General features: G+C 73.2%; 14 protein-coding genes. 12 read left to right on the top strand and 2 right to left on the bottom strand.

Features of this window, described 5'->3' with window-relative positions; genetic code table 11:
• The first annotated feature begins 6 nt into the window (after window positions 1-6).
• The 7 genes from pyrF to BS80_RS10300 all read left to right on the top strand — a co-directional run bounded on the left by pyrF (window position 7) and on the right by BS80_RS10300 (window position 7,258).
• Window positions 7-834 (top strand): orotidine-5'-phosphate decarboxylase, encoded by an 828-nt coding sequence (gene pyrF, locus BS80_RS10330; protein ID WP_035795755.1) that lies wholly within the window; start codon window positions 7-9, stop codon window positions 832-834.
• Between the two features lie 284 nt (window positions 835-1,118).
• Window positions 1,119-1,445 (top strand): integration host factor, actinobacterial type, encoded by a 327-nt coding sequence (gene mihF / locus BS80_RS10325; protein ID WP_035795753.1) that lies wholly within the window; start codon window positions 1,119-1,121, stop codon window positions 1,443-1,445.
• Window positions 1,446-1,493: 48 nt separating this feature from the next.
• Entirely contained in the window at window positions 1,494-2,051 is a 558-nt protein-coding gene (gmk, locus tag BS80_RS10320) for a guanylate kinase (RefSeq protein ID WP_035795752.1), read from the top strand.
• 93 nt (window positions 2,052-2,144) lie between these two features.
• Window positions 2,145-2,411 (top strand): DNA-directed RNA polymerase subunit omega, encoded by a 267-nt coding sequence (gene rpoZ / locus BS80_RS10315; protein ID WP_035795751.1) that lies wholly within the window; start codon window positions 2,145-2,147, stop codon window positions 2,409-2,411.
• Between the two features lie 112 nt (window positions 2,412-2,523).
• A complete protein-coding gene (gene coaBC, locus BS80_RS10310) occupies window positions 2,524-3,726 on the top strand; it encodes a bifunctional phosphopantothenoylcysteine decarboxylase/phosphopantothenate--cysteine ligase CoaBC (RefSeq protein ID WP_035795750.1) in 1,203 nt (400 codons plus the stop codon).
• A 149-nt stretch (window positions 3,727-3,875) separates the two neighbouring features.
• Entirely contained in the window at window positions 3,876-5,084 is a 1,209-nt protein-coding gene (metK, locus tag BS80_RS10305; protein WP_035795749.1) for a methionine adenosyltransferase, read from the top strand.
• Between the two features lie 92 nt (window positions 5,085-5,176).
• Window positions 5,177-7,258, top strand: a complete 2,082-nt coding sequence (locus tag BS80_RS10300; protein WP_035795748.1) for a primosomal protein N' — start codon at window positions 5,177-5,179, stop codon at window positions 7,256-7,258.
• 50 nt (window positions 7,259-7,308) lie between these two features.
• On the opposite strand, the gene BS80_RS39265 is transcribed toward BS80_RS10300, so the two are convergent.
• The gene (locus tag BS80_RS39265) at window positions 7,309-7,947 is read right to left on the bottom strand and encodes a hypothetical protein (RefSeq protein ID WP_083974496.1); all 639 of its coding nucleotides are present in this window, start codon (window positions 7,945-7,947) and stop codon (window positions 7,309-7,311) included.
• Window positions 7,948-8,184: 237 nt separating this feature from the next.
• Between BS80_RS39265 and def the strand changes: the two genes are divergently transcribed.
• The 3 genes from def to BS80_RS10280 all read left to right on the top strand — a co-directional run bounded on the left by def (window position 8,185) and on the right by BS80_RS10280 (window position 11,205).
• Window positions 8,185-8,730: a peptide deformylase gene (gene def / locus BS80_RS10290; protein WP_035797203.1), complete on the top strand. Its 546-nt coding sequence runs from the start codon at window positions 8,185-8,187 to the stop codon at window positions 8,728-8,730.
• Between the two features lie 41 nt (window positions 8,731-8,771).
• On the top strand, window positions 8,772-9,707 hold the full coding sequence (fmt, locus tag BS80_RS10285) for a methionyl-tRNA formyltransferase (RefSeq protein ID WP_035795747.1): 936 nt from the start codon (window positions 8,772-8,774) through the stop codon (window positions 9,705-9,707).
• A 61-nt stretch (window positions 9,708-9,768) separates the two neighbouring features.
• Window positions 9,769-11,205 carry an RsmB/NOP family class I SAM-dependent RNA methyltransferase gene (locus tag BS80_RS10280; RefSeq protein WP_035795745.1) on the top strand — a complete coding sequence of 479 codons (1,437 nt, stop codon included), beginning with the start codon at window positions 9,769-9,771 and terminating at the stop codon, window positions 11,203-11,205.
• 75 nt (window positions 11,206-11,280) lie between these two features.
• Here BS80_RS10280 and BS80_RS10275 read toward each other — a convergent pair whose 3' ends face one another.
• On the bottom strand, window positions 11,281-12,021 hold the full coding sequence (locus BS80_RS10275) for a TetR/AcrR family transcriptional regulator (RefSeq protein WP_051966439.1): 741 nt from the start codon (window positions 12,019-12,021) through the stop codon (window positions 11,281-11,283).
• Between the two features lie 104 nt (window positions 12,022-12,125).
• On the opposite strand from BS80_RS10275, the gene BS80_RS10270 reads away from it, so the two are divergent.
• Complete coding sequence (locus tag BS80_RS10270) at window positions 12,126-13,088, top strand: daunorubicin resistance protein DrrA family ABC transporter ATP-binding protein (protein ID WP_035795743.1); 963 nt, start codon at window positions 12,126-12,128, stop codon at window positions 13,086-13,088.
• 14 nt (window positions 13,089-13,102) lie between these two features.
• Window positions 13,103-13,948 (top strand): ABC transporter permease, encoded by an 846-nt coding sequence (locus tag BS80_RS10265; protein ID WP_232246430.1) that lies wholly within the window; start codon window positions 13,103-13,105, stop codon window positions 13,946-13,948.
• The last annotated feature ends 172 nt before the right edge of the window (window positions 13,949-14,120 follow it).

Below are 14,120 nucleotides of genomic sequence, written 5' to 3'. Positions count from 1 at the left end.
GCCCACATGACCACCTTCGGTACCCGGCTGCGCCACGCGATGGACACCCGCGGCCAGCTCTGCGTCGGCATCGACCCGCACGCCGCGCTGCTCTCCGCCTGGGGGCTGGGCGACGACCTGGCCGGCCTGGAGACCTTCAGCCGCACGGTGGTCGAGGCGCTGGCCGACCGGGTCGCCGTGCTCAAGCCGCAGGCCGCCTTCTTCGAGCGCTTCGGCAGCAAGGGCGTCGCCGTCCTGGAGCGGAGCGTGGCCGACGCCCGGGCGGCCGGCGCGCTGGTGCTGATGGATGCCAAGCGCGGCGACATCGGCTCCACCATGGCCGCCTACGCCGAGGCCTTCCTGTCGCCCGGCAGCCCGCTCTTCTCGGACGCGGTGACGGTCAGCCCGTACCTGGGCTTCGGCTCGCTGCAGCCCGCGCTGGACCTGGCCCGGGCGAGCGACGCCGGCGTCTTCGCGCTGGCCCTGACCTCCAACCCCGAGGGCTTCGAGGTGCAGCGCGCCGTCGGCCCGGACGGCGTGAGCGTGGCGCAGGGGGTGCTGAACCGGCTGGCGGCGGAGAACAAGGGCGCCGAGCCGCTGGGCTCCTTCGGTGCGGTGGTCGGGGCGACGCTGGCCGACGCGGGCGCCGACCTGGCGATCAACGGACCCCTGCTGGCTCCCGGGATCGGTGCCCAGGGAGCGACCATGGCCGACCTGCCGCGGGTCTTCGGCGCCGAGGTCCGCAACGTGGTCCCCAGCGTCAGCCGCGACGTGCTCAAGCACGGGCCGTCGGTGAACGCGCTGCGCCAGGCCGCGCAGCGCTTCGTGGAGGAGTACGCGGCGGCGGCGATGTGAGGGTCGTCACAGTCGTTTGACGAACAGGGGCCAAACCCGGCCGATTTCTCCCGAAAAGTCCTGGCCTACCTAGGCTGACCAGGACTTTTCGGCTTCTTTTCCTGACGCGGGCGCGCAATGCGGGTAGTGTCCGGCGGTAGGTGCCCTTGGAGGCGCGATTCTCGTTGCTCTTGCAGGTCAGAGCGGCGTGGCCGCACTTCGGCCGTAGTCCCAGCGACGTCGGCAGGCCCCTGGTACTACCTGTCCTAGCACTTCATTTCCTTCCAGACCCTGAGGTGAACGGCGTGGCTCTTCCGCCCCTTACCCCTGAACAGCGCACCGCTGCGCTGGCCAAGGCCGCCGAGGCTCGCCGGGAGCGCGCCGAGGTGAAGAACCGGCTCAAGCACTCCGGAGCCTCCCTGCACGAGGTGATCAAGGCCGGCAAGGCCGACAACGAGGTCATCGGCAAGATGAAGGTCTCCGCACTACTGGAGAGCCTTCCCGGTGTCGGCAAGGTCCGCGCCAAGCAGATCATGGAGCGGCTCGGCATCAGCGAGAGCCGTCGGGTTCGCGGCCTCGGTACCAACCAGATCGCCTCCTTGGAGCGCGAGTTCGGCGGCGCTGCATCCTGACGCCACCCGGTGGTCTCCGGTTCGTCCGCGATCCGGGATAATCGGGGCATGAGTGAACGTCCGCGGCTGACCGTGCTCTCCGGCCCTTCGGGGGTCGGCAAGAGCACGGTCGTCGCTCATATGAGGCAGCAGCACCCCGAGGTCTGGCTCTCGGTGTCGGCGACGACCCGCCACCCGAGGCCCGGCGAGCAGCACGGGGTCCATTACCACTTCGTCGACAACGACGAGTTCGACAAGCTGATCGCGAACGGCGAACTGCTGGAGTGGGCGGTGTTCGCCGGCAACCGCTACGGCACGCCGCGCTCGGCGGTGCAGGAGCGGCTGGAGCGCGGTGAGCCCGTGCTGCTGGAGATCGACCTGCAGGGCGCCCGCCAGGTGCGGGAGTCGATGCCCGAGGCGCAGCTGGTCTTCCTGGCCCCGCCGAGCTGGGACGAGCTGGTCCGCCGGCTCACCGGCCGCGGCACCGAGGCGCGGGACGTGATCGAGCAGCGGCTGTCGGCGGCGAAGGTCGAACTGGCGGCCGAGCCGGAGTTCGACACCACGCTGGTCAACACCTCCGTCGAGCAGGTGGCGGCCGAACTGCTAACCTTGCTCGGTGTAGCCTGATCTGATCTTTCTGATGGTGATCTTTCCGGATCCGATCAGATCGAGCCAGCTCACTGAGATTTCAGTTTTTCCATTCTTTCGGAAGGTTTTCGCGTGTCCTCTTCCATGACTGCTCCCGAGGGCATCATCAACCCGCCGATCGACGAGCTGCTTGAGGCCACCGACTCGAAGTACAGCCTGGTCATCTACGCCGCCAAGCGCGCGCGTCAGATCAACGCTTACTACTCGCAGCTCGGTGAGGGCCTCCTGGAGTACGTCGGCCCGCTGGTCGACACCCACGTGCACGAGAAGCCGCTGTCGATCGCGCTGCGCGAGATCAACGCCGGCATGCTCACGGCCGAGGCCGTCGACGTCGCCTGATGTTTCGTCAGTGAAGGGCCCGCCGGAGATCCTCCGGCGGGCCCTTCGCGTCTGCCCGTTCGACCAGGGCCGTAGGGTGATCACCAGCCCCAGTGGAGGAGTGGACCAGCCCATGCACCAGCCCCGTGTCGTCCTCGGAGTCAGCGGCGGGATCGCCGCCTACAAGGCCTGCGAGCTGCTCCGCCGGTTCACCGAGTCCGGCCACCAGGTCACCGTGGTGCCCACCGCGGCGTCGCTGCACTTCGTCGGCGAGGCGACCTGGGCCGCGCTGTCCGGCCGTCCGGCGGCCACCGAGACCTGGGAGCGGGTGCACGAGGTCCCGCACGTGCGGATCGGGCAGCAGGCCGACCTGGTCGTGGTCGCCCCCGCCACCGCCGACCTGCTCGCCAAGGCCGCCCACGGCCTGGCCGACGACCTGCTGACCAACACGCTCCTGACCGCGCGCTGTCCGGTGGTCTTCGCCCCGGCGATGCACACCGAGATGTGGGAGCACCCCGCCACCCAGGAGAACGTCGCCACGCTGCGCCGGCGTGGCGCGATCGTGTTGGAGCCCGCGGTCGGCCGGCTGACCGGGGTGGACACCGGCAAGGGCCGGCTGCCCGACCCGGGCGCGATCTTCGAGGCCTGCCGGCTGGTGCTGGCCCGCGGCGCCCTGCCGCTGGACCTGGCCGGACGTCACGTGGTGGTCTCCGGCGGCGGCACCCGCGAGCCGCTGGACCCGGTGCGCTTCCTGGGCAACATCTCCTCCGGCAAGCAGGGCTACGCGCTGGCCGCCACCGCCGCGGCGCGCGGCGCCCGGGTCACCCTGCTGGCCGCCAACACCGAACTCCCGGACCCGGCCGGCGTCGATGTGGTGAAGGTCTCGACCGCGCTCCAGCTGCGCGAGGCCGCGCTCAAGGCCGCGGCCGACGCCGACGTGGTGGTGATGGCCGCCGCGGTGGCCGACTTCCGGCCCGCCGAGTACGCCGCCGTCAAGATCAAGAAGGTCGAGGGGGCCGAGCCCGCGCCGGTCGCTCTGGTGCGCAACCCCGACATCCTGGTGGAACTGGCCACGCACCGGGCGTCCCCGGCCCAGGTGGTGGTGGGCTTCGCCGCCGAGACCGACCACGCCCTGGAACACGGACGGGCCAAGCTCGCCCGAAAAGGCTGCGACCTGTTGGTGGTGAACGAGGTCGGCGAGGGCCGGGCCTTCGGTGCCGATACGAACGAAGCCGTCATCCTGGGCTCAGACGGCTCCGAGACGGTGGTCCCGCACGGTCCGAAGGAGGCCCTGGCGGACCTCCTGTGGGACCTGGTGGTGCCGCGACTGACGTGACCAGTGGGTGAGACGGGACCGAGCGAACTGTTGAAGACAGTGTCGAACGTCGGTACCCGCCCGTTACACTCCAGGCATCAAGTCTTTCCGGATGCCCCGGCCCGGCCGGGAGCGTTCAGTCAGCAGCCGCTGCAACCCCAGGGAGCGCTGTGTCTCGCCGCCTGTTCACGTCGGAGTCCGTCACCGAGGGACACCCCGACAAGATCGCTGACCAGATCAGCGACACCATTCTCGACGCCCTCCTCAAGGACGACCCGACCTCCCGGGTCGCCGTGGAGACGCTGATCACCACCGGCCTGGTGCACATCGCCGGCGAGGTGACCACGAAGGCGTATGCGCCGATCGCGCAGCTGGTGCGCGAGAAGATCCTGGAGATCGGCTACGACAGCTCGAAGAAGGGCTTCGACGGCGCCTCCTGTGGCGTCTCGGTGTCCATCGGCGCGCAGTCCCCGGACATCGCCCAGGGTGTCGACACCGCGTACGAGGCGCGCGTGGACGGCGACGAGGACGACCTTGACCGCCAGGGCGCCGGCGACCAGGGCCTGATGTTCGGTTACGCGTGCACCGACACGCCCGAGCTGATGCCGCTGCCGATCACCCTGGCGCACCGCCTGTCGCGTCGGCTCTCCGAGGTGCGCAAGAACGGGACCATCCCCTACCTGCGCCCCGACGGCAAGACCCAGGTCACCATCGAGTACGACGGCGACAAGGCGGTCCGTCTGGACACCGTCGTGGTCTCCTCGCAGCACGCCAGCGACATCGACCTCGATTCGCTGCTCGCGCCCGACATCCGCGAGTTCGTCGTGGAGCCGGAGCTCAAGCGCCTCGCCGAGGACGGCATCGACCTGGAGGTCGGCGACTACCGGCTGCTGGTCAACCCGACCGGCCGCTTCGAGATCGGCGGCCCGATGGGCGACGCCGGCCTGACCGGTCGCAAGATCATCATCGACACCTACGGCGGCATGGCCCGGCACGGTGGCGGTGCCTTCTCGGGCAAGGACCCGTCCAAGGTCGACCGCTCGGCCGCCTACGCGATGCGCTGGGTCGCGAAGAACATCGTCGCGGCGGGCCTGGCCACCCGCGCCGAGGTGCAGGTCGCGTACGCGATCGGCAAGGCCGAGCCGGTGGGCCTGTTCGTGGAGACCTTCGGCACCGAGACCGTCCCGGTGCTGAAGATCCAGGAGGCCGTCACCCAGGTCTTCGACCTGCGCCCGGCCGCGATCATCCGCGACCTGGACCTGCTGCGCCCGATCTACGCCCAGACCGCCGCCTACGGCCACTTCGGCCGTGAGCTGCCGGACTTCACCTGGGAGCGCACCGACCGCGCGGAGCTGCTGAAGGCCGCCGCGGGCGCGTGACACGCGTCTGATCCGCGGGCGGCGGCCACCCCCAGCCGGGGTGGCCGCCGCCCGCGGCGTTTCTGTCAGAGCTTTCTGGTACGACTGGATTCATGAGCACCGACGACCCCACCGCCGGCGGGCCTCCCGAGCAGCTCGCGCTCATCCGGGAGACGGTGCGCAAGGCCAAGCCCCGGACGTGGCGCGGCGCGCAGCGTGCCGCCGAACTCCCGGTGGCGCGGGTGGTGGTCGACAAGGGCCTGCTCCACCTCGACCAGTTCTTCGACTACGCGGTGCCGGCCACGATGGCCGAGGACGCCCAGCCGGGCACCCGGGTCCGGGTCCGGTTCGGGGCCCGGGTGGTGGCCGGCCGGCGTGAGGGCGGGGAGCTGCACGACGGCTTCGTGGTCGAGCGCCTCGCCGCCAGCGACTACGCCGGGCCGCTCGCCCCACTGGCCCAGGTGCTCTCCCCGGAGCGGGTGCTGACGCCCGCCCTGCTGCGGCTCAGCCGCAAGATCGCCGACCGCTACGCCGGCACGCTGGCCGACGTGCTCCAGCTCGCGGTGCCGCCCCGGCACGCCAAGGCCGAGGCGGAGCCGTCGCCCGAGCCGCTCGCGCCCCCCGCCGCGCCGGAGCCCGGCAGCTGGAGCCGCTACCCGCACGGCGCCGAGTTCCTCGCCTCGCTCGCCGCCGGCCACGCGCCGCGGGCGGTCTGGACGGCGCTGCCCGGCCCCGACTGGCCGGGCGAGATCGCGCGCGCCGTCGCCGCCGCGCTGGCCGCCGGGCGCGGAGCCGTCGTGGTGCTGCCGGACGGGCGCGCGGTGGCCCGGGTCGACGAGGCGCTGACCGCGCTGCTCGGCCCCGGCCGGCACGCCACGCTGACCGCCGATCTCGGCCCCAAGGAGCGCTACCGCCGCTGGCTGACCGTCAGCCGCGGCTCGGTGCGCGCCGCGATCGGCACCCGTGCGACGATCTTCGCGCCGGTGCGCGACCTGGGACTCGTGGTGGTCTGGTCGGACGGCGACAGCAGCCACAGCGACCCGCGCGCCCCGCACCCGCACGTGCGCGAGGTGGCGCTGCTGCGGGCCGCGGAGGAGGGCGCGGCGGTGCTGCTCGGCGGCCTGTCGATGACCGTCGAGGCCGCGCAGCTGCTGCGCACCGGCTGGGCCCGGCCGCTGGCCGCCGACCGGGCGGTGGTGCGCGAGGCCGCGCCGCGGGTGCGGACCGTCGGCGACGGCGACCAGGCGCGGGACGCCGCCGCGCAGGCCGCCCGGCTGCCCTCGGTCGCCTGGCAGGTGGCCCGCGACGCGCTGCGCAGCGGCCCGGTGCTGGTCCAGGTGCCGCGTCGCGGGTACGTGCCGCGGCTGGCCTGCGACCGCTGCCGGACCCCGGCCCGCTGCCGGCACTGCGTCGGCCCGCTGGAGGCCACCGCGGCCGGGCGGGAGCTGCGCTGCTCCTGGTGCGGGGTGGAGGAGGCGGACTGGCACTGCGTCGAGTGCGGCTCGTTCCGGCTGCGGGCGCAGGTGGTCGGCGCCCGGCGGACGGCGGAGGAGCTGGGCAAGGCGTTCCCGCAGACCCCGGTGCGCACCTCGGGGCGGGACGCGGTGCTGGCCACCGTCGGTCCGGAACCCGCGCTGGTGATCTGCACGCCCGGTGCCGAGCCGGTGGCCGAGGGCGGCTACGCGGCGGCGCTGCTGCTGGACGGCTGGGCGCTGCTCGGCCGCCCCGACCTGCGGGCCGGTGAGGAGGCGCTGCGGCTCTGGCTGGCCGCGGCCGGGCTGGTCAGGCCGTCCGGCGAGGGCGGTGTGGTGGTGGTCGTGGCGGAGCCGACGGCGCGGCCGGTGCAGGCGCTGGTCCGCTGGGACCCGGCCGGGCACGCGGGGGTGGAGCTGGAGGAACGGGCCCAGCTGCACTTCCCGCCGGTCTCCCGGATGGCCTCGGTGGCCGGTTCGCCGAGCGCCGTGGCCGATCTGCTGGCGCTCACCAGGCTGCCGGAGGGGACCGATGTCCTGGGCCCGATCCCGCTCCCCGCCCCGGGGGGACGTGGCGAGGAGCAGGAGCGTGCGCTGCTGCGGGTGAACCCCGGTCAGGGCGGAGCACTGGCAGCGGCGCTGAAGGCCGCGCAGATCGCCCGGGTGGCGCTGCGCACACCCGATCCGGTCAAGGTCAGGATCGACCCGGTCGACATCGGCTGAGCACTTCCCGGGGGCGGCCCAGGTGGAGCACTCCGGTGGTTGTGGGGCGCTCAGCGGCCCACGCGAGCCCCCGGGTGTTGCGGCAGGCCGCCCTGCCGTGCCGCCGGGACGGCCCGGGCCAGCGGAGCGGCCGCCAGCGGGTTCGGGCCGGCCAGCGGGCCCTGAGCCAGCGCGGCCTGGCCCATCGCGTTCGAATTCATCGGACTCGGGGCAGGCTCCTCGCGCAGCGCCGCGGGGGCGATCGCGCCCTGCTCGTCCGCCAGGCAGTCGTCGCGCGGCCCGCCCGGGGCCGGGACCGTCGTGGCCAGCGGCGCACCGGCCGCTCCCAGCAGCTCGCTCGCCGAGCGGCGCATGCCGTAGCGCCGGTGCACCGCCTGCTTGGTGACCCCGAGGGCGGAGCCCACCGAGTCCCAGGAGAAGCCCAGCGCCCGGTCGAACTCGACCGCCGCCGCCACCAGCGTCTCCACGCTCTCGCGCAGCTCCTGGGCCAGGCGCACGGTCGGGGCCGGGGCCCTGCCGTACACCACGAAGCCGCCGGAGCTGCTGGGCCGACGCGGCCGGTAGACGTTGCCCAGCTGGGCGGTGAGGGTGCGCAGGGCGTCGACCTGGCGCCGGACGCGTTCGATGTCGCGCACCAGCAGGTGCAGGCTCGCCCGTGCCCGGGTGTCGTGGTTGATCTGCTCGGCCATCGTGCTCAGGCCACCTTCCGTGCAAGTGAATGGGGCCTCGCGCCGGCCCGGTGAACTCACGGTCAATCTCACTTGACCAACGCCGAAGCAGGGTCCGGGGTCACGCGTCGCGTCGATCCGGGATATGCCAGATCTGCCGACCGGACCGGTCGGAGCACCGCATAGACTGATGTGCTGCGGCGCAACGAGCCGGAACAGCGAACCCGAGCAGTCGACCCCGACGAGGAGCCCGCCACCGTGCCGATCCAGCCGATCCGGATCTTCGGCGACCCGGTCCTGCGTGCCACGGCACAGCCGGTGACCACGTTCGACAAGGAACTGCGCACCCTGGTCAAGGACTTGACCGAGACCATGCTCGACGCCCCGGGCGCCGGCCTGGCCGCTCCCCAACTCGGCGTCTCGCTGCGGGTCTTCACCTACCACGTGGACGGCGTGGTGGGGCACCTGATCAACCCCGACCTGTCGCTCACCGAGGAGGAGCAGGACGGCCCCGAGGGCTGCCTCTCGCTCCCCGGGCTGCGGTTCGACACCAAGCGCGCCTACGGCGTGGTGGCCCGGGGCTTCAACGAGTACGGCGACCCGGTGACCATCGAGGGCACCCAGCTGCTGGCCCGCTGCATCCAGCACGAGACCGACCACCTGGACGGGATCATCTTCATCGACCGGCTGGACCGCGAGCTGCGCAAGGAGGCCCTGCGGGCGATCCGCGAGTCCGACTGGGGCAGCGGCCCGGTCCCCGAGGTACGGCTCTCGCCGCACAGCACCTTCGGCGCGGTCCGCTGAAGCTCCTCAACTCCCCTTCCACTTCTTGAAAGGCCCGTGACTTGCGTCTCGTCTTCGCCGGAACCCCCGAGGTCGCCGTCCCCGCCCTGGAGGCGCTGCTCGCCTCCGACCAGCACGAGGTGGTCGCCGTGGTGACCCGCCCGGACGCGCCCGCCGGGCGCGGCCGCAAGCTGGTGGCCAGTCCGGTGGGGCAGCGCGCGCAGGAGGCGGGGATCGAGGTCCTCAAGCCCGCGAAGCCCAGCGAGCCGGAGTTCCTGGCCCGGCTGGCCGAGTTGGCGCCCGACTGCTGCCCGGTGGTCGCCTACGGTGCGCTGCTGCGTGAGCCGGCCCTGGCGATCCCGCGGCACGGCTGGGTCAACCTGCACTTCTCGCTGCTGCCCGCCTGGCGCGGCGCGGCCCCGGTCCAGCACGCGGTGCTGGCCGGCGACGAGGTGACCGGCGCCTCCACCTTCCGGATCGAGCTGGGCCTGGACTCCGGCCCGGTCTTCGGCATCCTGACCGAGGAGATCCGGCCCACCGACACCAGCGGCGAGTTGCTGACCCGGCTCTCGCACGCCGGTGCGCGGCTGCTCACCGCGACCATGGACGGCATCGCCGAAGGCGCTCTGCAGGCCGTCCCGCAGCCCGTCGAGGGCATCACCCTCGCCCCCAAGATCACCGTCGAGGACGCCCGGATCGACTGGACGCACCCGGCCCTGCGGATCGACCGCCTGGTGCGCGGCTGCGCCCCCGCGCCCGGCGCCTGGACCACCTTCCGCGGCGAGCGGCTCAAGGTCTCCGGCCCGGTGAAGCTGCTGACCGACGCCACCGAGCTGGCTCCCGGCGAGCTGGCCGTGAGCAAGAACAGCGTGCGGGTCGGCACCGGCAGCCATGAGATCGAGCTGGGCGAGGTCCAGCCGCAGGGCAAGAAGCCGATGCGGGCGGCAGACTGGGCACGTGGGGTCCGGATCGAGAGCGGGGAACCGCTCGGCGTCTGACCCGTCACCCCCCCGTACCGCACGCCCGTTTCGATAACTCCGCAGCACTTTGAGGTCCCCCGTGAGCACCCCCGCCCCCAGCGCCAAGCGCCCCCCGCGTCCGCACCGCCGCCCGAAGAAGGACCCGGCGCGCCTGGTCGCCTTCAAGGCCCTGCGGGCCGTCGACGAGCGCGACGCGTACGCCAACCTGATCCTGCCGTCGCTGCTGCGTGAGGCCGAGCAGAAGGGCATGGAGCGCCGCGACGCCGCCCTCGCCACCGAGCTCGTCTACGGGACGCTGCGCCTGCAGGGCAGTTACGACGCGATCATCGCGGCCTGCATCGACCGGCCGCTGCGCGAGGTCGACCCGCCGGTGCTGGACGTCCTGTCGCTCGGCGCGCACCAGCTGCTGGCCACCCGGATCCCCAGCCACGCGGCGGTCTCGGCCACCGTCGAGCTGGCCCGGGCGGTGCTCGGCGACGGGAAGGCGAAGTTCGTCAACGCCGTGCTGCGCCGGATCAGCGCCAAGGACCTGGACACCTGGATCGCCCAGGTCGCGCCGCCCTTCGAGAAGGACGCCGAGGACCACCTGGCCGTCGTCCACTCGCACCCGCGCTGGGTGGTCTCCTCGCTCTGGGACTCGCTCGGCCGCTGGCAGCCGGACGCCTGCGGACGCGCGGACATCGAGGAGCTGTTGCGCGCCGACAACGAGCGTCCCGAGGTCACCCTGGTGGCCCGGCCCGGTCGTGCCACGGCCGCCGAACTCGCCGAGGCGCTGCCGGAGAGCGAGCCCGGCCGGTGGTCGCCGTACGCCGTGCGGCTGGCCGAGGGCGGCGACCCGGGCGAGTTGGACGTCATCAAGGAGAACCGGGTCGGCGTCCAGGACGAGGGCAGCCAGCTGGTCGCGCTCGCCCTGGCAGCGGCGCCGATCGACGGCTCCGACCGGCTCTGGCTGGACGGCTGCGCGGGCCCCGGCGGCAAGGCCGCCCTGCTCGGCGCGCTGGCCGCCGAGCGCGGCGCGGCCCTGGTGGCGTCCGAGAAGCAGCCGCACCGGGCCCGGCTGGTGGCGCGGGCCCTGGACGGCAACCCCGGTCCGTATACGGTGATCGCCGCCGACGGCACCCGGCCGGCCTGGCGGCCCGGCAGCTTCGACCGGGCGCTGGTGGACGTCCCGTGCTCGGGCCTCGGCGCGCTGCGTCGCCGCCCGGAGGCGCGCTGGCGGCGTCGGCCCGAGGACATCGCGGGCTTCGGCCAGCTCCAGCGCGACCTGCTGCGCTCGGCGATCGAGTCGGTGCGGGTCGGCGGCGTGATCGGCTACGCGACCTGCTCCCCGCACCTGGCCGAGACCCGCGCGGTGGTGGACGATGTGCTGCGCGGCGACGTCGCGCTGGAGTGGATCGACGCGCGCCCGCTGCTGCCCGGCGTCCCGGCGCTCGGCGCGGGCCCGGACGTCCAGCTCTGGCCGCACCTGCACAGCACCGACGCGATGTACCTCGCGCTGCTGCGCCGCACTTCCTGATCGATGCCGAGGGGCCCGGACGACGCCGTCGTCCGGGCCCCTCGGCATGTCATCTCACCTGCCCGGCGGAGGTGTTCACGTCGTTGCGGGCTGGTCGGGCGGGGTGAGCATCGCGGTGAGGATTCGGCCGAGCGAGCGTTCGAAGACGCTGTCCGGTGTGCTGGGGTTGCCACCCGCGGAGGCCAACGCCGTGGCCAGGTGCGGGTACTGGCCGGTGAGCACGGCCTGGGTCATGTACTCGATCAGCTCACGCTGCCCCTGCTCGCGGTCCTGCCCGGGGGAGACGCCGCCGCGCTCCCACTCGGCGAACTGCACGACGAAGCCGTTCAGCAGGGACATCGCCTCCAGCTTGGTGCCGCTGTCGAACGGCACCGGGGCCATCACGGCGAGGTAGTACTCGGCGAACCGCAGCCCGTTCGGTCCCAGCGAGGGGCGGGTGACGACGACGGTCGCCGCCCACGGGTGGCGGCGCAGGATGGCGAGCTGCTGGTGCGCCAACTCCCTTAGGTCGGACCGGACATCGCCGGACGGCTGGTCCGGGAAGCGGTACTCGCCGGACACCGCGTCCAGCATCAGGTCGAAGAGGTGCTCCTTCTTCGGGACGTAGTTGTAGAGCGACATCGTCCCGGCGCCGAGTTCGGCGGCGATCCGGCGCATCGAGACGGCACCCAGGCCCTCGGCGTCGGCCAGCGCGACCGCGACGGCGGCGATCGAGGCACGGCTGTGCGCGGGACGCGGCCCGCGGCCGGTCCGTTCGGGGCGCAGCCAGATCAGCTCCGGAGTGGTGGCGGCGGGCGGGGTCTTGCTGGACGGCACGGAAGATCACCTCGAAATCCATCTTAGCAACGTACGCCGTACGTAGTACGCTGCTGCACAGAACGCCTCTACGTACGGCGTACCTAGAAAGCGAGGGCTCCGCCATGTCGCAGCTATCTGGAGATCAACTCGCGGTATCGGCCCAGGGATTGGGCAAGAGCTTCGGCGGGACCACGGCGCTGGACGGCCTTGACCTGGCCGTCCCGGCGGGCACGGTCTACGGTCTGCTCGGTCCCAACGGCGCCGGCAAGACCACCGCCATCCGGCTGCTCGCCACGCTGACCGCTCCTGACACCGGGTGGGCGAGGGTGGCCGGCTTCGACGTGGCCAGGGAGCCCGAGCGGGTGCGCCGCAGCATCGGCCTGGCCGGACAGCATGCCGCCGTGGACGAGGGAATCACCGGACGCGAGAACCTCACTCTGGTCGGCCGGTTCCACCACCTCGGCGCCCGCGAGGCCCGCCGCCGCGCGGACGAACTGCTGGAGCGCTTCGGCCTCGCGGCGGCCGGCGACCGCCTGGTGCGCGGCTACTCCGGTGGCATGCGCCGCCGCCTGGACCTGGTGGCCTGCCTGGTCACCCGGCCGCCGGTGCTGTTCCTGGACGAGCCCACCACCGGCCTCGACCCGCGCAGCCGGGGCGAGATCTGGGACGCCGTACGGGAGTTGACCGCCGGTGGCAGCACCGTTCTGCTCACCACCCAGTACCTGGAGGAGGCCGACCGGCTGGCCGACACCGTGATGGTCCTCGACCACGGCCGCGCCATCGCCGACGGCCCACCGGGCCGGCTGAAGGCGGCGATCGGCACCCGGGTGCAGGTGGTCGTCGACGATGCCGGCCAACTCCCGGCCGCCGCCGGGGTGCTGGCCGCCGTGACGGGTGGTGAGCCGGTCAGTGACCGGGACCGCCGACAGGTCGAGGCGCTCTCCCTGCCGGGCCGCGAGGTGCTGCTACCCGCGCTCGTCCGCGCACTCGACGCCGCCGGCGTGGCCGCCCGCGACGTCGCCCTGCGCACGCCCTCGCTCGACGACGTCTTCCTCGCCCTCACCGCCGAAAGGCAGGCCGCCTGATGTCCGGTTCCACCGTGTCGACGACCCGTCCCGCCCGCGCCACCGCCCCCGGCGGGCCGGCGGCCGCCCCCGGCCGGCTGCGCCGCACCGCGCTGGACGCGGCCACCTCGACGACCCGCGTCCTGCTGTACTACCGGCACTCGCCCGGCCTGCTCGCGGCCTCGTTGGCCGTCCCGGTGGTGATGGTGGTGCTCTTCGGCTACGTCTTCGGCAGTGCGATGCGGGTGCCCGGTGGCGGCGACTACCGCGAGTTCCTGATGCCCGGGCTCTTCGCGATGGTGGCGATCAACGGCATCACCCCGACCATGGTCGGCGTCGCGCGTGACGTCGACCGCGGTGCCACCGACCGGCTGCGCTCGATGCCGCTCTCGCGCTTCGGTGTGCTGCTCGGATCGGCGCTGGCCGACCTGCTGATCGGGGTGGCCGTGCTGGTGCCACTGGTCGGGGTGGGACTCGCGGTCGGCTGGCGGATGCGCGACGGCGTCGCCGACGCGCTGGCCGCCTTCGCGCTGCTGGTGCTCTTCCGCTTCGTGATGACCTGGGTGGGCACGTTCCTGGGACTGGCCGCCGGCAGCGAGCAGATGGCCGGGCAGCTGGCGGTGCTGACCTTCCCGCCCGCCATGGTGACCAATGTGTTCGTGCCGACCGGCGGGATGCCGGGCTGGCTGCGGGTGATCGCCGACTGGAACCCGGCCAGCGCCGTGGTGGCGGCCTGTCGGCAGCTGTTCGGCAACCCGACGGCCCCGGCGTCCGCCTGGCCGTTGCAGCACCCGGTGGTGGCCACGCTGCTCTGGAGCGGGCTGCTGCTGGCCGTCTTCGCGCCACTGGCCGTCCGGAAGTACTCGACGCACGGGCGCTGACGGGGACCGGGGACCCGGGACCGGTGACCGGGGGCGGGGGGTGTCGGCTGCGCCGGTCGGGGCGCCGCCAGTCGGGGGATGTTCGAGGTGCGCGGTGGTCCGCTGCGGCGGTGCGGCCCGGGCGACTGTCACTATCTGGGCAGATCTGGTCCTGGTATGTCCGGATTGCCAG

The organism is Kitasatospora mediocidica KCTC 9733 (assembly GCF_000744225.1).
GTDB lineage: Bacteria > Actinomycetota > Actinomycetes > Streptomycetales > Streptomycetaceae > Kitasatospora > Kitasatospora mediocidica.
The sequence above is the reverse complement of the archived record's forward strand: the minus strand, read 5'-3'. Positions and strand labels throughout refer to the sequence as shown.